Origin of the sequence: Gluconacetobacter liquefaciens (assembly GCF_003350405.1) — a bacterium.
GTDB lineage: Bacteria > Pseudomonadota > Alphaproteobacteria > Acetobacterales > Acetobacteraceae > Gluconacetobacter > Gluconacetobacter liquefaciens.
Genome location: NZ_QQAW01000001.1, coordinates 340,767 through 367,580, shown reverse-complemented (window position 1 = coordinate 367,580; position 26,814 = coordinate 340,767). Strand labels below are relative to the sequence as shown.

General features: G+C 66.0%; 30 protein-coding genes. 12 read left to right on the top strand and 18 right to left on the bottom strand.

The annotated features are described in order from the left end of the window. Positions 1 to 102 precede the first annotated feature (102 nt). On the bottom strand, positions 103 to 1,290 hold the full coding sequence (zapE, locus tag C7453_RS01690) for a cell division protein ZapE (RefSeq protein WP_114725454.1): 1,188 nt from the start codon (positions 1,288 to 1,290) through the stop codon (positions 103 to 105). 132 nt (positions 1,291 to 1,422) lie between these two features. Here zapE and C7453_RS01685 point away from each other — a divergent pair, with 132 nt between their 5' ends. The 4 genes from C7453_RS01685 to C7453_RS01670 all read left to right on the top strand — a co-directional run bounded on the left by C7453_RS01685 (position 1,423) and on the right by C7453_RS01670 (position 3,603). Beyond that, positions 1,423 to 1,767: a carboxymuconolactone decarboxylase family protein gene (locus tag C7453_RS01685; protein WP_114725452.1), complete on the top strand. Its 345-nt coding sequence runs from the start codon at positions 1,423 to 1,425 to the stop codon at positions 1,765 to 1,767. Between the two features lie 112 nt (positions 1,768 to 1,879). Continuing rightward, complete coding sequence (locus C7453_RS01680; protein WP_114725450.1) at positions 1,880 to 2,527, top strand: 2OG-Fe(II) oxygenase family protein; 648 nt, start codon at positions 1,880 to 1,882, stop codon at positions 2,525 to 2,527. Positions 2,528 to 2,654: 127 nt separating this feature from the next. Next, positions 2,655 to 3,050, top strand: a complete 396-nt coding sequence (locus tag C7453_RS01675) for a hypothetical protein (RefSeq protein WP_114725447.1) — start codon at positions 2,655 to 2,657, stop codon at positions 3,048 to 3,050. Positions 3,051 to 3,111: 61 nt separating this feature from the next. Next, positions 3,112 to 3,603, top strand: a complete 492-nt coding sequence (locus C7453_RS01670) for a Spy/CpxP family protein refolding chaperone (protein WP_114725445.1) — start codon at positions 3,112 to 3,114, stop codon at positions 3,601 to 3,603. A 64-nt stretch (positions 3,604 to 3,667) separates the two neighbouring features. Here C7453_RS01670 and zwf read toward each other — a convergent pair whose 3' ends face one another. After that, positions 3,668 to 5,212, bottom strand: a complete 1,545-nt coding sequence (gene zwf / locus C7453_RS01665) for a glucose-6-phosphate dehydrogenase (protein WP_114725444.1) — start codon at positions 5,210 to 5,212, stop codon at positions 3,668 to 3,670. 319 nt (positions 5,213 to 5,531) lie between these two features. On the opposite strand from zwf, the gene C7453_RS01660 reads away from it, so the two are divergent. The 6 genes from C7453_RS01660 to C7453_RS01635 all read left to right on the top strand — a co-directional run bounded on the left by C7453_RS01660 (position 5,532) and on the right by C7453_RS01635 (position 11,160). Beyond that, complete coding sequence (locus C7453_RS01660; RefSeq protein WP_114725442.1) at positions 5,532 to 6,560, top strand: aspartate-semialdehyde dehydrogenase; 1,029 nt, start codon at positions 5,532 to 5,534, stop codon at positions 6,558 to 6,560. A 198-nt stretch (positions 6,561 to 6,758) separates the two neighbouring features. Next, complete coding sequence (gene sdhC / locus C7453_RS01655; RefSeq protein WP_114725440.1) at positions 6,759 to 7,220, top strand: succinate dehydrogenase, cytochrome b556 subunit; 462 nt, start codon at positions 6,759 to 6,761, stop codon at positions 7,218 to 7,220. A 1-nt stretch (position 7,221) separates the two neighbouring features. Continuing rightward, complete coding sequence (sdhD, locus tag C7453_RS01650; RefSeq protein ID WP_114725438.1) at positions 7,222 to 7,644, top strand: succinate dehydrogenase, hydrophobic membrane anchor protein; 423 nt, start codon at positions 7,222 to 7,224, stop codon at positions 7,642 to 7,644. A gap of 125 nt (positions 7,645 to 7,769) precedes the next feature. Further along, complete coding sequence (gene sdhA, locus C7453_RS01645) at positions 7,770 to 9,581, top strand: succinate dehydrogenase flavoprotein subunit (RefSeq protein WP_114725436.1); 1,812 nt, start codon at positions 7,770 to 7,772, stop codon at positions 9,579 to 9,581. A 27-nt stretch (positions 9,582 to 9,608) separates the two neighbouring features. Next, positions 9,609 to 10,391, top strand: a complete 783-nt coding sequence (locus tag C7453_RS01640) for a succinate dehydrogenase iron-sulfur subunit (RefSeq protein WP_114725434.1) — start codon at positions 9,609 to 9,611, stop codon at positions 10,389 to 10,391. A 106-nt stretch (positions 10,392 to 10,497) separates the two neighbouring features. Beyond that, positions 10,498 to 11,160 carry a protein-tyrosine phosphatase family protein gene (locus C7453_RS01635; protein WP_114725432.1) on the top strand — a complete coding sequence of 221 codons (663 nt, stop codon included), beginning with the start codon at positions 10,498 to 10,500 and terminating at the stop codon, positions 11,158 to 11,160. Between the two features lie 57 nt (positions 11,161 to 11,217). On the opposite strand, the gene C7453_RS01630 is transcribed toward C7453_RS01635, so the two are convergent. The 5 genes from C7453_RS01630 to C7453_RS01610 all read right to left on the bottom strand — a co-directional run bounded on the left by C7453_RS01630 (position 11,218) and on the right by C7453_RS01610 (position 15,386). After that, positions 11,218 to 11,775, bottom strand: a complete 558-nt coding sequence (locus C7453_RS01630) for a helix-turn-helix domain-containing protein (protein ID WP_371858468.1) — start codon at positions 11,773 to 11,775, stop codon at positions 11,218 to 11,220. Positions 11,776 to 11,944: 169 nt separating this feature from the next. Then, positions 11,945 to 13,435 (bottom strand): apolipoprotein N-acyltransferase, encoded by a 1,491-nt coding sequence (gene lnt, locus C7453_RS01625; RefSeq protein ID WP_114725999.1) that lies wholly within the window; start codon positions 13,433 to 13,435, stop codon positions 11,945 to 11,947. A gap of 121 nt (positions 13,436 to 13,556) precedes the next feature. Next, a complete protein-coding gene (locus C7453_RS01620) occupies positions 13,557 to 14,402 on the bottom strand; it encodes a GNAT family N-acetyltransferase (protein ID WP_114725429.1) in 846 nt (281 codons plus the stop codon). Then, entirely contained in the window at positions 14,399 to 14,890 is a 492-nt protein-coding gene (locus C7453_RS01615; RefSeq protein ID WP_114725427.1) for a Fur family transcriptional regulator, read from the bottom strand. The genes C7453_RS01620 and C7453_RS01615 overlap by 4 nt, the downstream gene beginning before the upstream one ends. Positions 14,891 to 14,981: 91 nt before the next feature. Next, a complete protein-coding gene (locus C7453_RS01610; protein WP_114725425.1) occupies positions 14,982 to 15,386 on the bottom strand; it encodes a MucR family transcriptional regulator in 405 nt (134 codons plus the stop codon). 87 nt (positions 15,387 to 15,473) lie between these two features. On the opposite strand from C7453_RS01610, the gene C7453_RS01605 reads away from it, so the two are divergent. Next, positions 15,474 to 15,716, top strand: a complete 243-nt coding sequence (locus C7453_RS01605; protein ID WP_114725423.1) for a sulfurtransferase TusA family protein — start codon at positions 15,474 to 15,476, stop codon at positions 15,714 to 15,716. Positions 15,717 to 15,747: 31 nt separating this feature from the next. Here the strand turns inward: C7453_RS01605 and C7453_RS01600 are convergent, their stop codons facing one another. Genes C7453_RS01600 through C7453_RS01585 form a run of 4 tightly spaced genes read right to left on the bottom strand, consistent with a single transcriptional unit; the run spans position 15,748 to position 18,127 of the window. Continuing rightward, the gene (locus tag C7453_RS01600) at positions 15,748 to 16,227 is read right to left on the bottom strand and encodes a GNAT family N-acetyltransferase (RefSeq protein ID WP_114725997.1); all 480 of its coding nucleotides are present in this window, start codon (positions 16,225 to 16,227) and stop codon (positions 15,748 to 15,750) included. 19 nt (positions 16,228 to 16,246) lie between these two features. Continuing rightward, positions 16,247 to 16,936 (bottom strand): tRNA (adenosine(37)-N6)-threonylcarbamoyltransferase complex dimerization subunit type 1 TsaB, encoded by a 690-nt coding sequence (gene tsaB / locus C7453_RS01595; RefSeq protein ID WP_114725421.1) that lies wholly within the window; start codon positions 16,934 to 16,936, stop codon positions 16,247 to 16,249. Between the two features lie 6 nt (positions 16,937 to 16,942). Beyond that, positions 16,943 to 17,527, bottom strand: coding sequence for a malonic semialdehyde reductase (locus C7453_RS01590; protein ID WP_114725419.1), 585 nt, complete (start codon positions 17,525 to 17,527; stop codon positions 16,943 to 16,945). Positions 17,528 to 17,563: 36 nt separating this feature from the next. Then, positions 17,564 to 18,127 (bottom strand): NifU family protein, encoded by a 564-nt coding sequence (locus tag C7453_RS01585; protein WP_114725417.1) that lies wholly within the window; start codon positions 18,125 to 18,127, stop codon positions 17,564 to 17,566. 334 nt (positions 18,128 to 18,461) lie between these two features. On the opposite strand from C7453_RS01585, the gene C7453_RS01580 reads away from it, so the two are divergent. Beyond that, positions 18,462 to 19,484: a YncE family protein gene (locus C7453_RS01580; RefSeq protein ID WP_114725995.1), complete on the top strand. Its 1,023-nt coding sequence runs from the start codon at positions 18,462 to 18,464 to the stop codon at positions 19,482 to 19,484. A gap of 222 nt (positions 19,485 to 19,706) precedes the next feature. Here C7453_RS01580 and C7453_RS01575 read toward each other — a convergent pair whose 3' ends face one another. The 7 genes from C7453_RS01575 to C7453_RS01545 form a co-directional block, all read right to left on the bottom strand. Beyond that, positions 19,707 to 21,080, bottom strand: coding sequence for an ATP-binding protein (locus tag C7453_RS01575; RefSeq protein WP_114725415.1), 1,374 nt, complete (start codon positions 21,078 to 21,080; stop codon positions 19,707 to 19,709). 232 nt (positions 21,081 to 21,312) lie between these two features. Continuing rightward, positions 21,313 to 22,086 (bottom strand): response regulator, encoded by a 774-nt coding sequence (locus tag C7453_RS01570; protein WP_170143104.1) that lies wholly within the window; start codon positions 22,084 to 22,086, stop codon positions 21,313 to 21,315. Between the two features lie 189 nt (positions 22,087 to 22,275). Next, entirely contained in the window at positions 22,276 to 23,544 is a 1,269-nt protein-coding gene (locus C7453_RS01565; RefSeq protein WP_114725411.1) for a tetratricopeptide repeat protein, read from the bottom strand. Between the two features lie 4 nt (positions 23,545 to 23,548). Beyond that, a complete protein-coding gene (locus tag C7453_RS01560; RefSeq protein ID WP_114725409.1) occupies positions 23,549 to 23,983 on the bottom strand; it encodes an ExbD/TolR family protein in 435 nt (144 codons plus the stop codon). Between the two features lie 144 nt (positions 23,984 to 24,127). Then, complete coding sequence (locus tag C7453_RS01555; RefSeq protein WP_114725407.1) at positions 24,128 to 24,553, bottom strand: ExbD/TolR family protein; 426 nt, start codon at positions 24,551 to 24,553, stop codon at positions 24,128 to 24,130. Positions 24,554 to 24,555: 2 nt separating this feature from the next. Continuing rightward, positions 24,556 to 25,617 carry a MotA/TolQ/ExbB proton channel family protein gene (locus C7453_RS01550; RefSeq protein ID WP_114725405.1) on the bottom strand — a complete coding sequence of 354 codons (1,062 nt, stop codon included), beginning with the start codon at positions 25,615 to 25,617 and terminating at the stop codon, positions 24,556 to 24,558. A 92-nt stretch (positions 25,618 to 25,709) separates the two neighbouring features. Then, positions 25,710 to 26,369 carry an energy transducer TonB gene (locus tag C7453_RS01545; RefSeq protein WP_114725403.1) on the bottom strand — a complete coding sequence of 220 codons (660 nt, stop codon included), beginning with the start codon at positions 26,367 to 26,369 and terminating at the stop codon, positions 25,710 to 25,712. Positions 26,370 to 26,814 lie beyond the last annotated feature (445 nt).

The following is a 26,814-nucleotide window of genomic DNA, read 5'->3' as shown; positions in this document are numbered from 1 at the left end:
CGGAACATGCCGCCACGGCCCTACGCCCCACCCGTTGGAAATGATGAAAAGAAAGGCAGACCCTGCATCTATTTTAACAGGCCAACGGCTCCCCGCGCCGGATCAGGAGAGATGCGGCAGGTCCAGATAGGCGGCACTCTGCATCTCCTCCAGGCGCGAGGCCGTGCGTTCGAACGCCTGCGCGCCTTCACCCTTCTGGTAGATCGCATCCGGCTGGTCCTCGGCCGAGCCGAACAGCTTCACCTTCTGCTCGTACAGCGTGTCGACCAGAACGATGAAACGGCGGGCGACATCGAAATTATCGGGGCCCAGACGGGGAATATCCTCAAGCACCAGCGCCGGGAAACGGGTAGCCAGGGCCAGGTAGTCGCCCGCGCCCAACGGCCGCCCGCACAGATCGGCAAAGGTAAAGCGCGCCACCGGGCCGGCCGCGACCGTCGCCACCAGCTTGCGGCCCATCACCTCCAGCGTCACCGGGCGGATCGGGGCGCCGTCGGCCAGGCGCATGAAGATCGAATCCAGTTCCTGCACCGCATCGGGGCCGGGCGGCACGATCCAGGTCGTCATGCCGCGCATGCCACCGCGCCGATAGTCGCGCGGCGAGTCCAGCACCACCGTATCGACCTCGCGCTGGATGATCGCGATGAAGGGCCGGAAGGCATCGGCCCCCGGCCGGTTCTGGAACAGGTCCTGTGGCTCGGTGTTCGAGGTCGCGACCACGACCACGCCGTCGGCGAACAGATATTCGAACAGGCGCCCCAGCACCATCGCATCGGCGATGTCGTTCACCTGGAATTCATCGAAACAGAGCAGCCAGGCCTCCTGCGCGATGGCATGGGCCAGCGGCGGGATCGGGTCGGTCAGTTCCGGATGCGCGCGCTTCATGTCATGAAGCCGCTTGTGCACATCCTGCATGAAGCGGTGGAAATGCACCCGCATCTTGTGTTCGACAGGCGCCAGTTCGAAGAACAGGTCCATCAGCATGGTCTTGCCGCGCCCGACCTGCCCGACCATGTAGACCCCGCGCGGACGCGGAGCCTCCGGCGCGCCACCTTCCAGGCCCAGCCGCGCTTTCAGGCCACCGAACAGGCCCTTGGGTTTCGGCCGCCGTACCACCGGGTGATAGCCGGGCAGCTCCCGCCACAGCCGGTCCAGCCGCGTGGCCGCCTTGGCCTGCTCGGGGTCGCGGGACAGCAGCCCGGCGGCCACACGCGCCTCGTACGCTGCCAGAGGCCCCGAGCCAGGGGGCAGGTTCAGGTCGGATGCAAAGGCTGTCAGCGCGGATTCCATGATCTATGGCCGATAGCGCCGGCAACGCATCTCATCAAGGGCATGAACTCGCCAAACCGTGTCGTGACAGGCCTGCTCTCCATCTGGTGAACTCCGCCGCGGTCCATGACCACACATCAAGGATATATCGTGATGATCGACTGGTCCGCCTACCGCCACTTTCTCGGCCAGGCCGTACCCGCCTTCGCCACCCTTTCACCGGGCACGGTCGAAGGGCTGACGACGCTGGACAACGCCGCCAAGACCACCAACCGGCTGGACGCCAAGACGCGCGAACTGATCGCGCTGGCCGTCGCCGTGACCACCCGCTGCGACGGCTGCATCGCGGTCCATTCCAAGGCCGCCGTACAGGCCGGCGCCACGAAGGAAGAGATCGCCGAAGCCCTGGGCGTGGCCGTGGCGCTGAACGCCGGCGCGGCCGCGGTCTATTCCACCCGGGCGCTCGATGCCGCCGAAAAGGCCGACAGCGGGGCCTGAACTCCTGCGGCGGGGCCCCGGCCCCGCCACCCCCGTTTCCGGCCGCCTTGCTTTCACGCCGGCTCCGGCTCTAGGAATCGGGATGTGGTTTTCATCATCCCATGCAGGTTCCATGACCGTCACCACGCCAATCCGCCCCGATTATGCCGCCCTGGAAGCCGCTCCCGTTTCCAGCACGCCGTTCCCCCATGCCGTGGTCCGGAACTTCATCCGGCCGGACGACCTGACGGCGCTGGTGGCCTCCCTGCCCGAACTGTCGTCCGGCGGGTCGTTCCCGCCCTCGGCGCTCAACCTGTCGCCCCTGGCACAGGGCCTGATCGCGGAGTTGGAAGGCCCCGTCCTGCGCCAGGCGATCGCCAGCAAATTCGCCCTGGACCTGAACGACGCGCCGACCATGCTGACCCTGCGCGGCCGCACGCGGGCCAAGGACGGACGCATCCACTGCGATTCCGTGGCCAAGCGCGTGACGGTGCTGCTGTATCTCAACCCGGCCAGCGAAGCCTGGGCCCGGCAGGAAGGCTGCCTGCGCCTGCTGCGCGGCCCGGACGATGTCGAGGATTACGCGGCCGAGATCCCGCCCGTCGACGGCACGCTGCTGATCTTCCCCAATGGCCCCACCACCTGGCACGGCCACCGGCAATATGTCGGCCGGCGCTACACGATCCAGCTCAATTATATGGAAAACGACGCCAAGGCCCGGAACGAACTGCGCCGCCACCGCCTGTCCGCGCTGGCAAAACGCCTGTCGCCCGCTGCCTGACCCCGGACGCCAGATCCACACCCCGCCTCGGCCCTGATTCTGACACGATCGGCACCGATCATCCTGACATGAAACAGAATTCGGTTCACCATGGCCGAACTGGCTACAGACCCATAGGAGTCCCGTCATGCGGGTCCGCACACTCCCTCTTCTGATGGCCGGCCTCCTGCTGGCCACCGCCACGCCGATCGCGGCCTCGGGCCCGGCCCTTGCGCAACATTGGGACCGTGGCCGTCATGACAATGGCTGGCACGATCGCGGGCCGGAGCGCGGCGGCTGGAACCGGGGCGGTGGCCCCGGCTGGCGCGGCGGTGACCGGGGCGGCCGCCGGGGCCCCGGCGTGGGGGCCGCCATCGGTGCCGGCGTCGCCGGCCTGGCGGTCGGCGCCATCCTGGGTGGCGCGCTGGCCTCGCAGGCCGCGCCGCCGCCCGCCGCTTATTATCCGCCCCAGCCGGAACCGCCGCCGCCCCCGCCGGCTTATTATCCGCAGGCGTCCTACGGTTACGGGGCGCCCCCTTACTGAACCCGCCCGGGCCGAAAGGCCCGGCTCCGTTCAGCCCATGATTTTCCGGAGACCTCCGTCCATGACTGTCCGCCGGCTTTCCCTTCTCGCCGCCCTCACCCTGCTGGCCACGCCAGCCCTGGCGGCCGCCGACACCACGGCCCCGACATCCGCCACGCCTGCGGCCACGCAAGGCTCGGCCGTGCCGGTCCACACGCCGCATGATCCTTCACCGGACCAGCTCGAAGCCCATATCACCACGCTGCATCAGCAACTGGGCATCACCACCGCGCAGGAAAGCGCATGGAACGCCTTCGCGCAGGTGATGCGCGACAACGCCGCGCGTTTCCATGACACGATCGAGCAACGCCGCACCAAGCTCGCCACCATGAGCGCACCGGACAACATGCAGTCCTACGCCGACCTGATCACCCAGCGCGCGCAGGACCTCCAGGCGCTGAACATGGCCTTCCGCACGCTGTATAACGGTCTGAGCGACGCGCAGAAGAAAGCCGCCGACGTCCTGTTCCGCCAGTCAGACAACCATCCGCAACAGGCTGCCGCCACGCACTAAGCCCAATCGACGCATCGGGGTGCAGGGGTCCGCAACCCCTGCCGGGTTCAGGCAGGGGTCGCTGTCAGGTCCCGTCAAGCGGGTACCAGGCCCGCCCGTCGCGCGCCAGCAGCGCATCGGCGCCCGCAGGCCCGGTGACCCCGGCATCGTAGAATTCCAGCCCCTCGGCCCCCTGCCCCCAGGATTGCAGCACCGGATCGACCGCTGCCCAGGCCGCGTCGATATTGTCCGCCCGCTGGAACAGCGTGGCATCACCGGTGAGGCAATCGTACAGCAGGGTTTCGTACCCCACATTGGGTTGCAGTTCGAACGCATCCTCATAGCGGAACTTCACCTGCACCCCCGCCAGATCCATCGCCGGGCCCGGGTGCTTGGCCGCCATCTCGATCGTCAGGCCCTGGGCCGGCTGCACGTTCAGAATCATGCGGTTGGGCGGCAGGCTGTCGGTCGCGGTACCGCGGAAGATCGCCACCGGCGGCTTCTTGAACTGCACCACCACCTCTGTCCGCCGCCCGCCCAGCGACTTGCCCGTCCGCAGATAGAAGGGCACGCCCGACCAGCGCCAGTTATCCACATGCAGTTTCAGCGCCACGTAGGTCTCCGTCACGCTGTCGGGCGCGACACCGGGCGCGGCGCGATAGGCCACCACCGGCCGGCCCTCGACGGTGCCGGCCCGATACTGGCCGCGCACCGCATCCTCCGGCCGTACCGGGCGGACGGACTCGAACAATTGCTCCTTCGCCGTGCGCACCGTCTCGGCCGAGAACGAGGCCGGCGGCTCCATCGCCACCATGGCGAACAACTGGAACAGATGGTTGGGCACCATGTCGCGCAACGCGCCCGTGGGCTCGTAGAACGCGCCGCGCTGTTCCACTCCGATGGTCTCCGCCGCCGTGATCTGCACATGGTCGATATAATCGCTGCGCCAGAGCGGTTCGAAGATCAGGTTGCCGAACCGCATGGCCAGGATATTCTGGACCGTCTCCTTGCCCAGGAAATGATCGATCCGATAGACCTGCTGCTCGTCCAGCACACTCAGCACCTGCCGGTTCAGGGCCCGCGCCGTAGCCAGGTCGGAGCCGAACGGCTTCTCGATCACCACGCGGCGGAAGACCCCCTCCTGCTGGGTCACCAGCCCCGCCTGTCCCAGCATCTCCACCAACGGGCCGAAGAAGCGCGACGGCACAGCCAGGTAGAAGACGGCATTGCCCTTCACCCGCTCCGCCAGCGCGCGCATCTGCCCCAGATCCGCGAAATCGGCCTGGACGTAATCCAACCGGTCGGCGACCCAGTTCCAGGCGTCCTGGTCGATGGTCGGCGTATAAAACTCACCGTCCGGGTCCTTGGTGAAGTCCTGCATCGTGGCGGCCAGCCCATCCCGCCAGTCGGCGGCGGTGCCGGGCACACGGTCCACGCCCAGCACGCGGAAATCCGCGTCCAGCAGGGAACTGCCCGCCAGATTATAGAGTGCCGGGATCAGCAGCCGCTTGGTCAGGTCGCCGCGCGCGCCGAAAATGACCAGCGTGCAGGCCGGTGCCGGCTTCGTGCCCGACGGCGGAATGGCGTGCCTGCTGCGCGCAGGCGACGAAATATCGCGAGAAAACGACATGACGGGATATCCCCCTGGACAGGCCGCCACCGCACGGACCGATGGCGGAAGCGGACGCATGGCGCCGGATGTCACGCCACCGGATCACCACGCCCATGTGGCACCCGCGCGGCCATCCTGACAACGCGCGGCAACGCCCGAAAGGCAACACAAGCAGGAGACCCCCGCCAGCCTACAAGGGCCGAAACGGGGAAAAACCGCGCCCGACAGCGGCGTTCGCTTGCATAGCACCCGGTCTGGCACTACCTCTCACCACGCTCCGTTTCGGAGCTTCAAGGCTCGCCGGACAGGCCGGGGGCATAGATCAGGGATTGTGTCGATGGGATACCGCGTCGCGGTCGTAGGCGCCACGGGAGCCGTGGGGCGTGAAATTCTCAAAACGCTGGCCGAACGCGCGTTCCCGATTACCGAGATTGCCGCCCTCGCCTCGGCCCGCTCGGTCGGGCAGGAGATCTCGTTCGGCGAGAAAAAGGTGCTGAAGGTCCAGAACCTGGAAACCTTCGACTTCACCGGCTGGGACATCGCCCTGTTCTCGCCCGGCGCCTCGGTCTCGGCCGTGCATGCGCCGCGCGCGGCCAAGGCGGGCTGCATCGTCATCGACAATACGTCGCAGTTCCGCATGGAGCCCGACGTGCCGCTGGTGGTGCCCGAGGTGAACCCCGACGCGCTGAAGAAGGCGAAGCGCGGCATCATCGCCAACCCCAACTGCTCGACCATCCAGATGGTGGTGGCGCTGAAGCCGCTGCACGACCTGTTCACCACCCGCCGCGTGGTCGTCGCCACCTACCAGGCGGTGGCCGGAGCGGGCAAGGAGGGCATGGACGAGCTGTTCATCCAGTCGCGCGGCAGCTTCGTCGGCGACCCGGCCAGCCCGGAACAGTTCACCAAGCAGATCGCCTTCAACTGCATTCCCCATATCGACCGCTTCATGGATGACGGCGCGACGAAAGAGGAATGGAAGATGGCGGTCGAGACCCGCAAAATCCTCGACCCTGATATCTCTGTATTCGCTACCTGTGTGCGGGTGCCAGTCTTCATCGGCCATTCCGAGGCCGTGGTGGTGGAATGCGAGGAACCAGTGGACCTGGAGCGCGCCCGCGCCGTCCTGCGCGATGCGCCGGGCGTCGTCCTGCACGACAAGCAGGAGGACGGCGGGTACGTCACGCCGATCGAATGTGTCGGCGAGGACGCGACTTACGTGTCGCGGCTGCGGATCGACCCCACCGTGCCCAACGGGCTGGCCTTCTGGTGCGTCTCCGACAACCTGCGCAAGGGGGCTGCGCTGAACGCCGTGCAGATCGCCGAAACCATGATCGCGCTGGACCTGATTCACCCCCGCGCCCACTGAGTATAACCGCACCTGACTGCCGGGGAACCGGAACGGTTCGACACCGTTCCAGTTCCCCGGGGCCGGCCGCTGGCCGGGCGTCTCGCGACCTCGTGTTCCCCCCTGCGTTGACCGCGCCGCATCCCCGGCGTAGGACCGAACAGGCACAAGGCGACGGAACAAACCGGAGCCATAATCAGGGAAATCGACGAGACGACCATGCAGGATGTCCGTGATGCGCTCTATATAGGGCACCGAAGCGACGGAACACTGACCCGGCGACCCATGTCCCCGCATCTCCAGGTCTATCGCTTCCGCCTCTCCATGTTTCTTTCGATTGCGAACCGGGCAGCCGGCGTCGCAGCAGCGGCAGGGTCCGCGCTGGGCGTCTGCTGGCTGAGCGCCGCAGCGAAAGGGCCAGAATCCTTCAAGAAGGTTCAGAAGGTCACCCGCAATCCGCTGGGCAAGCTCGCCCTCGCGGGGTGGACGCTGGCGCTGGTCTACCATTTCGTCGCGGGGCTGCGGCATCTCGCATGGGATACCGGCCACCGCTTCGAAAAGAAGGAGATCAACGAAGACGGTCCGGTGGCCGTGGGTGTGACGGTGGGGGCCACGCTGGTGCTGCTCGCCAGCATCTTCGGCGTCGCCGCCTGCCGCTCCAGAAAAAAGAAGGCATCCTGACATGAACGCGTCCCACACGCCGCGCATTGATGTCATGCGCTCGCAACTCGGCCGGGCCCGGGGCCTCGGTTCGGCCAAGACCGGTGTCGACCATTGGTGGCTGGAACGGATGTCCGCCGTGGCACTGGTCCCGCTTTCGGGCTGGTTCGTCATCCAGGTCCTGCGCCTGGCCGGCGCGGAACAGCAGGACGTCGTGGAATGGGGCGGCAAGCCCGTCAACGCCTCGATGCTGCTGGCCCTGATGGTCCTGACATTCTACCACATGCAGCTGGGCCTGCAGGTCATCATCGATGACTACGTGCACGGCAAGGCGCATCTGCCGGCCAGCCTGCTTCTCAAGGGCGCCGCCCTTCTGATCGGGCTGTTCGCGGTGATCGCCGTCCTGAAGCTGGCGCTGGCTCCGTCGACCAAGGCGGGTGCCTGATCGGGCTCCCCCGGGCGGATGGCGCGGGGGGCCACGAGGCAAGTGACACAGAGGACAGTTCCGGCCCCGGAGCAGCCGCCAAAGGCGCCCATCGGGCCGGACGAGCATCAGGACACGTCCAAACAATGAACGCGATCACTCTTCCATCATCGAATGCCTACCGCATCATCGACCACGCGTACGACGTCGTGGTCGTGGGCGCCGGCGGGTCGGGCCTGCGCGCGACGCTGGGCATGGGTGCGGCCGGCCTGAAGACCGCCTGCATCACCAAGGTCTTCCCCACCCGCAGCCACACCGTCGCCGCCCAGGGCGGCATCGGCGCCTCGCTGGGCAACATGGCCGAGGATAACTGGCGCTGGCACATGTACGACACCGTGAAGGGGTCGGACTGGCTGGGCGACCAGGACGCCATCGAATATATGTGCCGCGAGGCCGTGCCGGCGGTGCAGGAGCTGGAACATCTGGGTGTTCCCTTCTCGCGCACCGAAGAAGGCAAGATCTACCAGCGCCCGTTCGGCGGCCATATGCGCAATTACGGCGAGGCCCCGGTGCCCCGCGCCTGCGCCGCCGCCGACCGCACCGGCCATGCCATCCTGCACACGCTGTACCAGCAGTGCCTGAAGCATAACGTCGAGTTCTTCGTCGAATATTTTGCCATCGACCTGATCATGGACGACGAAGGCGCCTGCCGCGGCGTCGTCGCCTGGTGCCTGGAAGACGGCACGATCCATCGCTTCCGCGCGCAGACGGTGGTGCTGGCGACCGGCGGCTATGGCCGCGCGTACCAGTCCTGCACCTCGGCCCATACCTGCACCGGCGACGGCGGCGGCATGGCAATGCGCGCCGGCGTGCCGACGCAGGACATGGAATTCGTCCAGTTCCACCCCACCGGCATCTATCCGGCCGGCTGCCTGCTGACCGAAGGCTGCCGCGGCGAAGGCGGCTACCTGACGAACGCGGAAGGCGAGCGCTTCATGGAGCGTTACGCGCCGACCGCCAAGGACCTGGCATCGCGCGACGTCGTCTCGCGCTCCATGACCATCGAGATCAACGAAGGCCGTGGCTGTGGTCCGCACAAAGACTACATCATGATGCATCTCGAGCATCTGGGCGCGGACCTGCTGCATGAGCGCCTGCCCGGCATCGTCGAGACCGCGCGCATCTTCGCCGGCATCGACGTGACCAAGGAGCCGGTGCCCGTCCTGCCGACCGTGCATTACAACATGGGCGGTATCCCGACGAACTATCATGGCGAGGTCATCCGCCCCACCGCCGACAATGTCGACGCCGTCGTTCCCGGCCTGATGGCCGTGGGCGAAGCCGCCTGCGTGTCGGTGCATGGCGCCAACCGCCTGGGCACCAACTCGCTGCTGGATCTGGTCGTGTTCGGCCGTGCCGCCGCCCGGCGCGCCGCCGAACTGATCAAGCCGCTGGAGACCATCGCGCCGCTGCCGCCCAAAGCCGGCGAGGCCGCGCTGGACCGTCTGGACAAGCTGCGCAACGCCAAGGGCGGCACCCATGTGTCGGCCATGCGCGACAAGCTGCAACGCACGATGCAGAAGCACGCGGCGGTATTCCGCAATTCCAAGAGCCTCGCGGAAGGTGTCGAGAAGATCAAGGAAATCTGGACCGAGGTGCCCGACATCGCGGTGTCCGATCGTTCGCTGATCTGGAACACCGACCTGATGGAAGCGTTGGAGTTCGAGAACCTGCTGGCCAACGCCACGGTCACGATGGCGGGCGCCGAGGCCCGGCACGAGAGCCGCGGCGCCCAGGCCCACGACGACTATCCGGACCGTGACGACAAGGAATGGATGAAGCACACCGTCGCCCATCTGGACGACAAGGGTGGCGTCTCCCTGACCTACCGCCCGGTGCATATGAAGACGCTGACCGACGAGGTCCAGGTCTTCCCCCCCAAGAAGCGCGTCTACTGAGCGAAGCGGCGGAAAAGGAACGAGACGATGGTCGAATTCAGCCTGCCAAAGAACAGCACGATCGGGAAGGGCCGCATCTTCCCGGCCGCGCCTGGTGCCAAGAACGTCAAGCCCTTCCGGATCTATCGGTGGAGCCCGGACGACGGCGCAAACCCGGTGATCGACACCTACGAGCTCGATCTGGACACGATCGGCCCGATGGTGTTGGACGCGCTGATCCATATCAAGAACAACGTCGATACGACGCTGACCTTCCGGCGTTCATGCCGCGAGGGCATCTGCGGCTCGTGCGCGATGAACATCGACGGCGAGAACACGCTGGCGTGCCTCAAGCCGATCAAGGACGTGAAGGACGCGGTTTCGATCTACCCGCTGCCGCACATGCCCGTGGTCAAGGACCTGGTGCCCGACCTGAACGGCGCCTATGCCCAGCTCCGCTCGATCGAGCCCTGGCTGAAGTCCGACACGGCACCGCCGCCGGATTCCGAGCGCCGCCAGAGCATCGAGGAACGCGAGAAGCTGGACGGGATGTGGGAATGCATCCTGTGCTTCTGCTGCTCGACCTCGTGCCCGTCCTACTGGTGGAACGGCGACCGGTATCTCGGCCCGGCCACCCTGCTGGCAGCCTATCGCTGGATTGCCGACAGCCGTGACGAGCATACGGGCGACCGACTGGATGCGCTGGAAGATCCGCTGAAGCTGTATGCCTGCCGCACGATCATGAACTGCACCCAGACCTGCCCCAAGGGCCTGAACCCGGCGAAGGCCATCGCCCGGATCAAGGAACTGCAACTGGAACGCAAGGTCTGATCCCGATCTCTCATCCCGTGTAACGGGAAGAGATTGACGGAGGGGGCGCCGGATGACACACATCCGGCGCCCTTTCTTTTTAGTCCGGTCAAGGAAGCCGCCCGCCGTGTTCGAAGGATCTCTGGCCGCGCCCGGCGGCAGAAGGCGGGCATGGATCGACAGCCTGTTCGTCGATCATGCCATCTTCCGCATCCCCTGGACCAACCTCGCCGCCGTCATTCCCGGCAAGGTCTATCGCTGCAATCACCCCACCCCGGCCCGGCTGGCGGCGGCCATGCGCCGCCATCACCTGCGCACGCTGGTCAATCTGCGCGGCCACCGCAAATGCGGGTCCGACGCCCTGTCGCGCGAGGCCGCGTCCCGGCTGGGGCTGGTCCATCTGGACATGGCGTTCGAAAGCCGGGGCGCTCCGCATCGCGAGCGCATCCTGCGCTTCGCCGCGATGTACCAGACAATCGCATTCCCGATGCTGATGCACTGCAAGTCCGGCGCCGACCGGGCGGGCCTTGCCTCGGGGCTGGTCATCCTGTTCGAAGGCGGCACCGCGGCCCAGGCGCTGCGCCAGCTCTCCTGGCGGTTCGGTCACTTCAACCGCTCTCGCACCGGTATTCTCGATGCCTTCTTCCTGCGCTACCAGCAGCAGGCCGAAGGCCGTATCCCGTTCCTGGACTGGGTGCGCGACGAATATGACGAGACGCAACTGCGCCAGGATTTCATCGCCGGGCGGTTGGCGTCCTTCGTCAATGACCGGGTTCTTCGGCGCGAGTAGGCAAGGCGAGGGCGCCGCCCTCGACCCGCAAGGGGCCAGTCGGCCCCTTGACCCCGCTTATTCCGGCGGAATCATCATCCGGATCAGGTCCAGCACCCGTCGGCGGGTCGCGGCATCCTCGATGCGATAATAGGTGCGCACGAGTTCGATCGTCTCGCGGCGCGCCAGCAGGGTCATTTCACTGGTCGACGCCGACGAACCATCGGGCGCACCGCCAAAAGCTTCCTGGGCTTGGGCAAAGCCGGATGACATCTCAAGACCGGGTCTGCCAGCCGCCTGGCCGGACGAACGGCGACCACGGTCCAGGCCATCGAAAAAGAAGCTGACCGGCACATCCAGCACGTCCGACAATTCATACGGCCGCGACGCGCTGACCCGATTGGTCCCGCGCTCATATTTCTGGACTTGCTGAAACGTCAAGCCCAGTGCCTCGCCAAGACGTTCCTGCGACATGCCCAGCAATGTCCGGCGTAACCGGATACGACCGCCGACATGGACATCCACAGGTTTCGGACCACTGGGCTTGTCGGTCAACGGTTCTTCTTGTCCCTGGGCATTAGCGGGGTCCAATATGCGGCGGGCGGGATAATGCGACATTAACATTTGATTTACCATCATCCTGACAGCCCGCTAACTGACAATTTGACAATCAATTTGTAAGATACCGCGTCAGCGCACGCATGATCGGCCCGGCAGTGACGAGCAGACAGGTCATAAGCAAGACGTATAAATGTTGCCAGAAATGGCCGTATATCGCCACGCCGTCATCCGAGGGAGCATTCGGCTACAGGCGGCGGATCGCCATGCGTCTGCCGATCCCCGGCAGCCATTCTCCCAATGCGGGCAACAGCGTCATCATCGCCAGCAGGATCGGAATCCAACGTCCCCACTGGCCGAACAGTGTCACGGGCAATGCGCCCCCCAGGGAAACGGCCAGCACCCCCTGACGGTTCCAGCCCAGCCGCGCCAGTTCATGGCCATGGGCGTCGAACGCGGCGGAAATGCCGGTATTGGCGGCCCGCGCCACCGGCAGCCCTTCCTCGACCGCGCGCATCCGCACCGCCGCCAGATGCTGGCGCGGCCCGGCGCTGTCGCCATACCAAGCATCGTTGGTCACATTGACCAGCCAGTCCGGACGATCCTTCGCGTCCACGACCTGGCCGGAGAAGATCACCTCATAGCAGATCAGCGGCCCGACCGGCGCCACGTCCGGCAGATGCCAGGTCTGGACGCCGCTCCCCGCCGCCATGCCCTCGCCGGGAACGACGTGGAACGGCAGGAAACGCGGCTGATATTCGCCGAACGGCACCAGATGCGACTTGTCGTAGAGGTCGGCCACCCGCCCATCAGGGCCGGTCACCGCCATCACGCTATTGCGCCAGCGGCCCTCGGCATCGCTGCGGATCGTGCCGATCACCCCCGCCGCCGCCCCTTCGCCGGCCCGCGCGATCATCCGCCGCGCGATATCGTCTTCCGCCAGCAGGCCGGGAAAGGCCGTCTCGGGCCAGACATAGACCAACGGCCGCCCTCCGGCCTCCGGCAGCGCATCGGCAATGCCGGAGCGCGTCAGGGCCAGATAGCGGCGAAAGATCGCGACATTGTCGCGGCCGCCGATCTTCTCGGTTTCCGGCACGTTGCCCTGAACCAGTACCACCATCGGGTTCCGGCCGGCAGGCAGCGGCGTCAGCACCAGCCGCCCCCAGCCTGCCAGCCCCCAGGCCACCAGTCCCGCCACAAGCGCCAGCACACCGCGCCGCCCGACCTGCGGCAGCAGCGCCAGCAGAACGGTGCCGAGGGTCAGTCCATCGACCCCGATCCACGCCGCCGGCTGAATCATCACGTCGCCCAGCCGGCCCGGCAGTTCCCAGGTCGTTCCCAGCGGATTCCACGGAAAGCCGCTGAAGATGAAAACCCGCGCCATGTCGAACAGCGTCCACAGGCCAGCAAATGCCAGCAGACGCCGCCAGCCGACGGGGGCCAGACGGCACAATGCGGCTGGAAACGCCGCGATGGGTGCAAGGATCAGCGCACAGCCGGGCGAAGCCAGCGGCACCAGCCACCAGAACGTATCCGCACGGACCAGGATCGCATCGGTCAGCCAGTACAACCCGGCGGTATGCAACCCCAGCCCGAACAGGAAACCCCGCCGCGCAGCCCCCCGCCACGAACTGGCGGCGTCGATCGCCGCTGTCAGCACGGCGAAGCACGGAATCAGGATCGGAAACAGATCGACCGGCGGAAAGGCCAGCGCCGCCAGCGCGCCCGCCAGCAGCATCAGCAGGTCGGCCCGCCATCCCCCGGCCCCGATCACCCGCGCAAGGCCATTCCCCAGCCAGACGGGCGGAACCGGCGCAACGGGCAGGGCATCCCCCGGCAGCACGCCAGCGGGCAGGGCCCTAGTCGAGAGCGTCACGCAGCCGTCGTTCGTAATGACGGTAATATTTGTCGGCCAGCAGCTCGCTCTTCACGATCACCGCCACATCGGTCGTATTGAACTGATCGTCCACGACGGCACCGTCGCCGATATAGCCGCCCAGCCGCAGATAACCCTTGATCAGGGGCGGCAGGCGGGCGAGGCAGCGGCGATGATCCAGCAGGTTCGGATCACCGCGCAGCATCTCGACCCGCCGATGCGGCAGGGCGCGCAGTCTCAGCGCGGGCGGCGCCAGATGGTTGTGATAGAGATAGGTCAGTTCGTCGGCCAACGGCGCGGGATCGGTCCCCGGCAGGCTGGCACACCCGAACAGAACGTCGATCCGATGCAGGAAGATGTAGGAAGCGATTCCGCGCCACAGCAACTGCATCGCCGCACGGCCGCGATAGTTGGGATCGACGCACGACCGGCCGACTTCCAGCAGCCGCCCCGGAAAATCGGTCAACGGCGACAAGTCATATTCGCCCGAACTGTAGAAACGCCCCACCTTGCGCGCATTGTCGCCCTGCAACAGCCGGTAAGTCCCCACCACACCCTTGGGGCCGGAGGAAATCGCATGATCGATGACCAGCAGATGATCGGCATGTTCGTCGAATTCGTCGACATCCCGGCGGGTACGTAGGGTCCGCTCATCCGGCCGCGCGCCCATCTCTTCATAGAAGACGCGATAGCGCAACGCCTGGGCGGCATCGCGCTCCGCGTCGGTGGCGGCGATGCGCACACCGAGATTGCCGCCGCGCAGTTCGGGAAACCCATCCCGCTCGAATTCCAGGGTCGACAGCGACCGGATCGGTTTTTCAAGGCTCAACGACGTGATCCATCCTTGCTTGCCGCCCGGGCGGCCCTGGCCGGCTTCTCCTCCGGCGGCGTCGGCTTGCGGCGCGCGAATAGTTCCAGACGGTGGGAAACCAGGTCGAAACCCATCCGTGCCGCAATCCGATGCATCAGAGCCGTATGTTCCGCGTCTTCAAATTCGACGACCTTGCCGGTGTCGACATCGATCAGATGATAATGGTCGCCGTCCTCGGTCGCTTCGTAGCGCGCACGCCCGCCACCGAAATCCCGGCGTTCGAGAATGCCCTTCTCTTCGAGAAGCCGCACCGTCCGATAGACGGTCGCGACCGAGATCCGCGCATCGAGGCTGACCGCGCGGCGGTACAGTTCCTCGACATCGGGATGATCCTCGGCCTCGGACAGGACGCGGGCGATCACGCGCCGCTGCCCCGTCATTTTCAGGCCACGCTCGATGCACATCTGGCCGATGCGCGATTCCATGGCATCGCCCGACGCTACCATGCTGGCAGTCCGGCCCGAACCTCAAACGTCTGGTCCAACGAAGCTACCGCCTCCTCCGAGAAGGGCCGACCCGTCGTCGGGCGCCCCATATTCACTCCTCGCGCTTCGTACCCAGTCCGATTTTCCGCGCGAGGGACGACCGGTGGCTCGCATAGTTCGGTGCCACCATCGGGTAGTCATGGGGCAGGCCCCACCGCTCCCGATACTGGTCCGGGGTCAGATCATAGGCCGTCTTCAGGTGCCGTTTCAACATTTTCAGCTTCTTGCCGTCTTCCAGGCACACGATATAGTCCGGGAAGACCGACCGCTTGGGCGAAACCGCCGGTACCGGGCGCTCGGGCTCCGGCGCCACGCGGCCCAACCCGTCCAGCGTGCCATAGATCTGCCGGATCAGGTCCGGCAGGGCAGCCGCCTCAACAGCATTGCCCGAGACATAGGCCGCCGCGATCTGCGCCGTCAGGTCGCGCAGAGTGTTGTTTTCCATTTCAGTGGCCATATCCAAGATCCTGCCAGTCAAATAAATCGCTTCCCTTATAATTGAACGCCGCGCCGCCGCAACCACATCGGGCAGAAGGAGATAGTGATGAACGATCTGGAAAATGCATCACTCGACATTACTGCGGAGAGCTGCCCGATGACTTTCGTGCGCACCCGCCTGGCCCTAGATCGACTGCCCGATGGCGGAAAGCTGCGGGTCCGGCTACGGGGCGCGGTACCACTCGACAATGTCAGCCGCAGCGTCCGGCAACTGGGCCATACGATCGCGGCGCAGACCGATCACGGTCACGAGATCCACGAAATCCTGATCGTCAAGTCACCTGCCTGACACCGGCCCGTCATCAAAATTTCACCGCCTGTCAGAGCGCGGCAGGCTCCTGGCCCACCCACACCCGTTCCAACACCAGCGCGTCCGACCCATCGGGATAATAGGCACGACGACGGCCGATTTCGGTAAAGCCCGCCCCCCGATACAGCGCCCGCGCGGCATCGTTGCCCGCGGAAACTTCCAGGATCAGCCGCCCGGCGCCATGGGCCGCCACCTGGCTCGCCATCCAGTCCAGCAGCGCGCGCCCCAGCCCCCGGCGCCGCGCCGTTCCGGTCACGGCCAGCGTCAGGATCTCCGCCTCGTCGGCCGCCACCCGGCCGATGACGAACCCGCCGGGCACCGATTCTTCGCCCAGGCTGCCCAGCCCGACCAGCACGCCCGGCATCGCCAGCACCGCCGCCATCGCGGCCTCGTCCCAGCATTCAGCGGGCGGGAAAGCGGCACGATGCAGGGCCGCGAGCAGCGCCCCCACATGCCTGCCGCCCGCCGCGATGACAGGCCGCGCCGCCATGCCGGTCAAGCGCCCCCGATCACGGCGCGGAGGGCGCCGGGCGCAGCCCCGCCGCCGGCAGTTTCGCTTCCGGCGGATCGACATAGAGCGGCAGGATTTCCCGCGCCCCCACCCTGCCCGCCCGTTGGTCCAGAGCCGCCTGGGCGACCATCACCCCATCAGGCACGCGCCATGATGACAGGGCGATATCCTCCCGCCCCGCACCGCGCGCGGCCAGCATTCCGGCGGCTTCATCCCCCGCCACCAGCAGCCTGCCGGGCGGAAAGACGAAATCGTCGCCCATCTCGGCGCGCACCACGCCATCCTGCTCCACGAAGATGCGGCCACGCCGCGCAAACGACAGGCACAGCACCCCCCGCCCCGGCCCAGCCTCTTCCCGCACGGCGCGGGCCATGGCCTCGCCGCCAGTCACACCCACCAGGGGGCAGCCCGTGCCCAGCGCCAGACCATGCGCCATGGCAAGCGACGCCCGCAGCCCGGTAAACGAACCGGGGCCGACCACCACCGCGATCAGGTCGAGGTCAGCTGCCCGCCACCCGCATGCCGCCAGCAGCGCGCTGCAATGGGCCGGCATCGCCTCGGCACCGCCGCGACCGGGCAGGTCGAGCATACGCACCGGATGCAATGCGCCCTCACTCCCCTCGACACAGCCGAGCAGCGCCCTCGCGTCCGCTCCCGCCGGCGCGGCGTTGACAACCAGAATCCGCACGCGGGATCAGAGCATCATGCAGGCATCGTCGAAGGACAGGCGCGGCGCACGCGGGCGCTCGGGCTGCCCGTCGGCATAGCCGAGGCTGACCAGGAAATTGACCCGCCAGCCCTGCCCGGCCAGAAACGAATCCTCGACCGCATAGGCGTCGAAACCGGAAACCGGCAGCACATCCAGCCCCAGCGCCCGCGCGGCCATGATCAGGTATCCGCCCTGGAGCGTGCCGTTGCGAAAGGCCGTCTCCTCGGCCAACCCGACATCGGCGGCGAACCAGGACCGCAGGCCCGGCTCCGGGTTCAACGTCGCGAAACGGTCGAAGAACAGCGGATCATGCGCCACGATCACCGTCACCGGCGCCGACAGCACTTTCTCGACATTGCCTTCCGACAGGGTGGAACGCAGCCGTTCGCGATTGTCGACGGTCCGCAGGAAGACGAACCGGGCCGGCGAGCCATTGCCCGAGGTCGGCCCCAACCGCACCAGATCGTACAGACGATGCAGCACATCGTCCGTCACCGCCTCGTCGCGCCAGCGTTCGGGCGTACGCGCCGTACGGAACAGCAGATCCAGCCCGGCTTCGTCCAGAACCATGTCGTCTCCCACCTTACGTAACCGGTATCCGGCAGATCAGGCGTCCACCTGCTCGACCGACACCACTTCCGGCACATAATGCCGCAACATGTTCTCGACACCATGCTTCAGCGTGGCGCGCGAGGACGGACAGCCCGAGCAGGCCCCTTGCATCGTCAGCCGCACCACGCCGTCGCGATAGCCGCGAAACACGATGTCGCCGCCATCGCCCGCCACGGCCGGACGAACACGGGTATCCAGCAGTTCCTTGATCTGGCGGACGATTTCCTCGTCCTCCGGGGCGATCAGGTCTTCCTCGATCGCCGTGTCCTCATCGATGACCGGGCGGCCGGACACGAAGAAATCGACCAGGACCGACAGGATCTGCGGCTTCAGCGCCGACCACTCGACGCTCTCGTCCTTCGTCACCGCCACGAAATCGCCCCCGAGGAAGACCCGCGCCACGCCGGGCTGGTCGAACAGGACTTCCGCCAGCGCGGACCGACCGGCAACGCCATCGGGGCTGACGAAATCCGCGGTGGTGCGGCCGGGCATGACCGTGCGACCAGGCAGAAATTTCAGGGTCGCGGGATTGGGGGTGTCTTCGGTTTCGATGAACATCAATAATCGCCTTATCCGGCAGGGGGGCAGCGCAAGGCGGACCGCAGCGGTCCGGTTACTGTCCAGATGTGCCAAGATGCGCGGCGAAACAAGCCCTGATGGCGGAATGGAGGCATGTCCGTGCCTGCCGGGCGACGGCGTATATCGTGTAAAATTCGTGAAAATGACCGAAACGCAATGTGTCTTTGCGCGAAGTCATGGCGAAAGACGCACCGGATCTCCGAAATGCGTTGACACACGGGAAGGGCTCTGGCCTTGCATGATCTCAGGCCCGGCGACGGACGTGCGATCCACGGCGAAGGCCCGTTCTGACAACCGAGGCATCGAATCCACCATGCGTTCCGTCCCGCTCCGCCGCCCCCGTCTTGTTCACCGCGCCAGCGTGCTGATGATGGCCGGCGCGGCACTGGCCGTCCTGTCCGCCGGAGCGGCGCGGGCCGAACGCCTGGCCTTCGTGCTGAACTCCGCCGATGCCACCATCAGCGAATTCGATATCGACACCCACCAGGAAGTCCGGCGGGTCTCGGTCCTGCGCGAACCGCACCACACGGCCCCCACGCCAGATGGGAAATACTTGCTGGTCGGCGACACCGCCGGCAACATGCTGTTCTTTCTCGACGCCGTCACCGGCGACCGGGTGAAGCAGATCCCCCTTGCCGACCCCTACCAACTTCAGTTCAGCCCCGACGGCCATTTCTTCAGCATCGCCGGACTGGCGCGCAATCAGGTCGATATCTACGACGCCTCGGATTATCACCTGCTGCACCGCCTGCATGTCGACGCGATGCCGAGCCACATGAACTACGCGCCGGACTCCTCGGTCGTGTATGTCAGCCTCCAGGATACCGGCAAGGTCACGGCCATCGAGACCGCGACCGGCAACGTGCTGTGGACCTCCGATGTCGGGTCCACGCCCGCCGGCGTGCTGTGGCATAACGGGCAGGTCCTGGTAGGCGTAATGGGCACCAACTACGTCGCCGCCCTCGACCCGACCGACGGACATATCGCGCGCAAGATCGAAATGGCGCCCGGCCCGCACAACCTGTTCGTCTCCCCCGACCAGAAGCACCTGTATGTAACATGCCGCGCCTCGGGCGTGATCGAGCGACTGGACTGGGATACGCTGGACGTCGTGCAGTCCTATCATGTAGCGGGCGGCCCGGACGACATCGTCTTCGCGCCCGATGGCAAGATGTGGGCGACACTGCGCTGGCGGCAGCATGTCGCGATCATCGACCCCACGAGCGGCGAGGTTGTCGACACCATTCGCACGGGTCGTTCGCCGCACGGTATCTGGCTGAACACCAACCAGCCCCGGCTTCACCTGTCCATGGCCGACCGCCCCGCACTGCCCTGACAGCGGCGGTCTGGGGAGGCTCCTGTTGTCGTTGAGGCCAGACCCAGGCCTCACAGCCTGACCGAAAATACGCTCTGGTGAGCGAGAGCTGCCTTGATGGCCATGAGCACCGAAGCGCGGGAAATGCGCGTCGGATCGCCACCAGGGCGCATTTTCGGTCAGGCTTTCAGGGCTTCACCCTGAAAGCCGCCAAAGGCTGAGCCTTGGGAAACGCCTTTATTATCAATGTGGCCGCTGCGGCTTGCCCGTGCCCTGCGCCCGCGAACGGGGCAGCAGAATTTCGGCCCGCAAGCCGCCTTCGGGCCGATTGGCCAATGTGAACTGGCCCCCTTCGCGCCGCACTTCGCGGTTGACGATCGCCAGCCCCAGCCCCAGACCGCCCGTGGAGCGCGACCGCGATCCCTCCACCCGATAGAACGGGGCCAGCACCCGGGTCAGTTCGGCTTCAGGCAGCCCCGGCCCATCGTCATCGACCCGTATCCGCAGGCCATCCGGCGCCACTGACAGGCCGACCCGGGCGCCACCACCATAATTGACGGCATTGTCGATCAGGTTGCCGAAGACGCGCTTCATCGCCAGCGGCCGGACTTTCGCCAGACAATGCTCCATGCCTTCATACACCACGTCCCGCCCTTGGTCGGCCGCGTCATCGGCCAACGTCTGCAGGATCGAGACCAGATCCACCGACCGAGCGGCCTCAGGATCATTTTCCCCGGAGAGATACGCCAGCACGCCGCCGACCATCGCCTCCATCTCGGCAACATCGCTTTCGATCGCGCTCTGCGCTTCCGGATCGTTCAGAAAGCCTGCTCGCAGGCGCAGGCGCGCCAGCGGCGTGCGCAGATCGTGCGATACCGCCGCCAGCGCCTCGGTCCTGTCCTCGATCAGTCGGCGGATACGGTCCTGCATGGCATTGATCGCCCGGGCCAGATGCCGGACTTCCCGTGGCCCCTTCTCCTCGACCGGCACCCATCGGCCCGACCCCACACCGTCCGCCAGATCGGCCAGGGCCCGCAGCGGCATGCTGAGCGTATGCACCAGCATCGCCGCCGCCAGCAGCACCGCCCCGGCCAGAATGGCGGCCGAGGCGACACCGCGCGTCATATGGTGCGGCTGCAGAATATCGGGCGCCACGAAACCCAGCCGGCTGCCATCGGGCAACCGCACGATGCCGCGTACATCCGACGTACCGATCTGGGTCGGCGACAGGTTCAGGACCGCCCCACGCAACGGTTCGCGGTTCCCCACCAGCTTGTCGTGCAGATCGCGCAGCGCCGACGGCTCGGGCCGCATCGGCCGGCCCGCCACGGGCGGCCGCCAATCGAGCGTGAGGTCGCCGGTGGAAAGCATGGCCGCCAGGATGGGTCGCTGGGCCAGCGGCGTGGCCGCCAGCACCCGCGTATCCACCGCCAGCCGTTCGCCGATCGCATCGAGTTGGGCATCATCGACCGTGTAGGTCTCGGCCTCCTCGTAGAACGCCGAACTGCCGAGAAACACCAGCGCCACCGCCGCCAGCAGCACGAACGTGACCCGCCCGACCAACCCGCGCGGCCACAGCGTGATCCGCCGCGGCCCCGGCGAAACCCCGACAGTCAACGCCCGACCAGAAATTCAGACTGATACACAGAAACCGCGCGTCGGATCGCCACCAACTCATATGACCGGGAATGGATGTGCGAAAACGCGGGCTGGTGAGCGAGAGCGGCCCGCAGGGCCGCGTCCGTCGTGTGTTTCCGAGCACCGGAGCGGAGCGGCCTCAATGGCCGTGAGCACCGGAGCGCCGGAAACGCGCGTCGGATCGCCACCAGCCCGCGTTTCCGCGCACCCATCAAAGGCGCTCGACCGGGGCGGTGAAGATATACCCTAGCCCGCGGACGGTGCGGATCAGGGATTCGGAATCGTTACCCAGCTTGCGGCGCAGGCGGCTGACCAGCACATCGACACTCCGATCGGACACATCACCCAGACGGGTGCGCGACAGTTCCAGCAGGCGGTCCCGCCCGATCACCCGTTGCGGATTGTCCAGGAAGCTGGCGAGCAGATCATGCTCGGCGCCGGAAATATCCACCACCGCCCCAGAAGGGTCGGTCAGTTCGCGCCGACGCAGATCCAATGTCCATCCGGCGAATTTCAGCGTTTCGCGGCGCGGCGTGCTGGGCTGCACCCCGGTCACACCGCCGCTGCCACGGCGCAGCACCGCACGGACCCGCGCCAGCAACTCCTTCTGGCTGAAGGGCTTGGCCACGTAATCGTCGGCGCCCAGTTCCAGGCCGAGCACACGATCCAGTTCCTCGCCCCGGGCCGAGACCATGATGACGGGCGTATGGCGGTCCGGATGGGCCACCTCGGCACCCGGCGCACCGCCCCGCCGCAACGAACGGCAGAGATCCAGCCCGTTGGTTCCCGGCAGCATGACATCCAGAACGATCAGGTCGGCCGGCGATGCCGTCAGGGCGGCCCACATTTCGCGCCCGTCCTGCACGCCGCGCACGCGATAACCATCAGCCTGCAAGGCCCTTACCAGCAGGGTACGCATACCGGGGTCATCCTCGACGACCAGAATGCGTGCAGGCAGGTCGGAATCTGGGGCGGTCTGGGACATCGTCACGATGCGAATCGTCATTCCTGAAAGCACCGGCCGCCGGATCGGGCCGGAATGTCAGCGAGGATACCGTAAAATCGGGATCGGCGAAAAGGACCCCCTCAAACAGCAAGGGCCGGGTGGATCGTTCCACCCGGCCCCGCCGGCATTCCGGGTCACGCGGCCAAGCCGATCAGGCCCGGCGACCACTCAGTGATGAGCGGCCGGCGCAGCCGCGTGGGCCGCGGATGCAGGGCTCAGCTTGAGGACCCAGAGCTGGGCGATATCCCGGGCGCCATTGTCACCGGTGACGGTCTTGAGTGTCGCGATGGCATCAGCAGTATGCCCGGCCGCAGCCTGCGCCAAACCGTAATGCAGCTTGCCGATATTGGGGTCCAGCGGCCCCTTCGCCAGCCCTTTCTGCATCACGGCCAGACCTTTGTCCGCCTGGCCGAAGGTCACATAATTGTAGCCCACGGTCAGCAGCGCATTACCGGTCGGCGCGGTGGCGCCAGCGGCTTCGTCCGCCGCAATGGTGGCCTTCTTGTCGGCCACCGCCTTCACGACCATGGCCTTGAGCTTGGCCTCGCGCGCCGCCCCGGCATCCTTGCCCAGGGCACCGCTGGCATAACCCGCGTTCATCAGGTCCAGCGCCAGCTGCGGCAGACCAGCCTGCATGGCCAGTTCGGTCATGTCCATGAAGTCGGACGGTGCCGTCAGGACGCCCGCAGCCAGCCGAATGCGATAGACATCAAGCTGCAGGCCAGGCGCGACCTTGGGGTTGGTGATCAGCCCATGCAGGATCAGCGCCCAATATTCCGGCTTGGGATAATAGGACACCAGCGTCACATAGGTGTGGTTCAGCCCCGACTGGTCCTTGAGCTGCGTCTGGCAGGCCGCCAGAAGCTGCAACTGGGATTCGACGGGAACCTTGCCGGCCTTGATCGTGGCATCGATCTGCGCCTGCTGAACGCGCGCGGCGTTCTTGTAATCCTGCTGCAGATAATAGGACTGGATCAGCAGCGTCTCCATCGCCGGGTTGCTGCCGGCGGCCTTCAGATACTGCTCGGTCCCTGCGACGGCCCGGGGATAATCCTTGGCGGTGTAGGCCATCGTGGCCTCCGCCATCATCATCTGCAGCTTGGCGTCCTTGGGAGTACGGCTGGACGCGATCAGCTTGTCATAAGCGGCGGTGGCCGCCGCCACGTTACCCGACTGCGCCGCGACGGCGGCACGCATCTGGGTCACCGTATATTCTTCGTAATCGGATTTGCCGGGCACGGCCTCGGCCGTATCAACGGCAGTCATCGCCTTGGCATAATTATGTGCGGCCAGGGCGGTCTGGGCCTCCTGCAAGGGCTTGCCGACCTTGGCGCTCAGAGTGTCGGCCGCCCAGGCGGACCCGACCGACGAGACGGAAAACGGAACGGCGGCGATCACGCCGGCAAGCAGGCCGGCGCGGAACAGACGTAATGACATCAGCTCATTGTCCTTCCATGAACTGATCCTGACCTACGATACCCAGCTTGGTAATGCCAAGCCTCTGGGCGTCAGCAAGGACATGCGCCACCGTCTTGTAATCGGCCAGACGGTTGGGATGGATATGCATTTCGGGCTGGTCGGGCAGCGCCGCGGCCTCCTGGAGATGCGCCAGCAGGGACCCCTCGTCACCGATGGGCTCGCCATTCCACGAAAGGCTGTTGTCGAAATCGATCGCGAGCGTCACGACCTTCGGAATTTCGGTCGAAGGCGGCGGATCACCCTGCGGCAGATCCAGCGCGACCGAATGGGTCTGCAACGGAATGGTAATGATCAGCATGATCAGCAGCACCAACATGACGTCGATCAACGGCGTCGTGTTGATATCGACCATACCTTCGTCTTCGTGGGTGCTTTCGGAGCCGACACTCATGCCCATGGCGGTGTACTCTCTAAAAAACGTGGGCCACTGGACCGTTCGAACCGCCACCTGAACCCGGTGCGGACGGACAAACGCGGCGCCCTGATGTGAGATTCCCGGAAGTCGGGGGCCGGCGTGGGCCGGCCCCCTGTTCCCCGTCGTTCAGTCCGAGTGGGGCTGCTCGGTGATGAAGTCCACGTGGTAGATCCCGGCTTCCTGGCAGGTGGCGATCACCCGCCCGACCGATTCGTAGCGCGACTTGGCATCGCCACGGATCTGGATCTGGGGCTGCGGCTTGATCACCGCCACCTTTTCCAGCCGGTCCAGAAGGTCGGCCCGACTTTTGATCGCGACCTCGTTCCAGTAGATCTGCCCGTTCTCCGTCACAGCCAGCACCACATTGCCGGGCTTGGTCTGAGTGGGCTGGTTGGCGTCCTTCGGAAGGTTCACCTTGATCGTGTGTGTTGCGACTGGGATGGTGATCAGAAAGATGATCAGCAGCACCAGCATGACGTCGACAAGCGGAGTGGTGTTGATGGCGGACACCACCTCGTCTTCATCGCCGCCGCCTCCGACTTGCATCGCCATGTTCAGGCAACCCGGTTGGAGGTCGTGGTGGTGGTCGGCGAGTTATCGGGATGAACCACGATCTCCGGCGAGACACCATGACGGAAGCCACCCAGCAGGATCGACTGCAGGTCGGCGGCGAAGTTGCGGACCTTGTCCATGGCGCCCTTGTTGCGGCGGACCAGCAGGTTGTAGCCCAGCACGGCCGGAACGGCGGTGCCCAGACCGATGGCGGTCATGATCAGCGATTCACCGACGGGGCCGGCAACCTTGTCGATCGACGCCTGGCCGGCGATACCGATGGCGGTCAGGGCGTGATAGATACCCCAGACGGTGCCGAACAGACCGACGAACGGCGAGGTCGAACCCACGGTGCCGAGGAAGGCCAGGCCACCCTGCATCCGCGCCTGGATGGTATCGACGGCGCGCTGGATCGACATCGACGTCCAGGTGTGCAGGTCGATGGATTCCTGCATCGTGCCTTCATGATGCTCGGCCGCGACGATGCCGGTATCGGCAATGTAGCGGAACGGCGAGGACGGCTTCAGCGCGGCGGCGCCTTCCTGGATCGAAGACTTGGTCCAGAAGGTCGACGCGGCTCCCTTGGCGGCCGAGAACATACGCATCTGTTCGAAGAACTTCGTGATCATGATGTACCACGTGCCCAGCGACATGACGACCATGATCAGCAGAACGCCGCGGGCGATGATGTCACCGTTGCGCCACAGCGCATCCAGGCCATACGGGTTGCCGGCCGGCTTCGCCGGGGCGGCATCTTCGGCCGGCGGCGTCACCGCGGGGGCCGGAGCGGAGGCATCGGCGGCCGGAGCCGCACCCTCGGCCGGGGCAGCGGGGGCAGCGCCGTCGGCCGGCGGGGTGGCCGGAGCCGAGCCGTCGGTCGGGGCGGCAGCGGGTGCCGATGCGTCAGGCGCCGGAGCAGCCGGAGCCGCTGCGTCAGGGGCGGGAGCCGCGGCCGGAGCGGTGGACTGTGCGTCCTGAGCCACCGCGATCACGGGCGACGAGACGCTCAGAATGGCAGCCAGGGCCGACGCGGCAACAACAGGAACACGGTGCAGTCTGGTCATGTACTCCAAATCCTCTGTGGTAGATGGCCCGTTTGCCGGAACCCCGGGGCCGGCGGGTTCACACCCGTCCGGCTCCGGTCGTTAGGTAACCCTCAGTCGTTGCTGAGCCTGAAGGTAATCGTGTACGGATGGCGGAACTCCTTGATGGGCACGCCATTCTTGACCGCCGGCTGATACCGGGCACGGCGGACGTAATCCAACGCGGCCTGGGAGAACGACTGCCCACCCTGCACGCTCGTCACCGCGCAGTTGCTGGTCGACCCGTCCTGCTCCACGTCGCACACCACGGTCACGCGGCCTTCCCGATTTTCCTCGAGCATTTCCTCGGGATATTCGAGCTTGACGTTGTTCACCGGACGCGCACCCGCCAGATGATCCGGAACCGGCGGCCCGACCGGCGCGTTCTGCACTGTCGGCGGCGCAGGCGGTGACGGCGGCATCGGCTTCGGCGGCGGCGTATGCGTCACCTGCTTGATCACCTGCTGCGGCGGCGGCTGGATCTGGATCTTCGGCGGCGGAATGTACGGCGGCGGCGGCTGCGTCATCACCGGCGGCGGAGGCGGCGGTGGTGGCGGCGGCGGCGGCTTCTTCTCCGTAATAATCTTGGTCTGGATGGGCGGGTGCAGTTCCTGGACGATTTTCGCCCCGAGACCGTTCATCAACGCCCAGATCAGAACCACGTGCAGGAGAACAACGACAGTTATGCCGATAATATGCTTCGTCGGACTGCGTTGTTGTTCCGCGTAGTTCATGTCGAAACCTCCTTAACCCTCTCGTCCACGCCGGTTTCGGCACTCAAAACCACAACAAATCAGGACCACTGCGCAGCGTCCGGCCTTCTCTCCGGGCAAACCCGGGCCATACCGTGGCATGGCCACGGCATGTGCGAAAGCACGCACAAACGATAATCGGGATCGTGCATCCCCTGCGTTCCGACCTGACCGGACAGACATCGAAATGCCGCCAAGCCATCGAATTGGGCTATTGCGCCCATCCGATGTCAAGCAAGATATTTATCGAATTTGAAACGAGTAATTTGTCATCACTGGCCCAAAAAATGGCCATATTAACAACCTGTCATAAATGGCGAAAAACTGGCGATTTTTGAGAGTGTGCCCATTTTTCTGCCATTTTTCGCGCCGGGTCCGATTTTGTTTCGAATCTGACACATTAGCCTTCCGGCCCACGTCGCCCCGT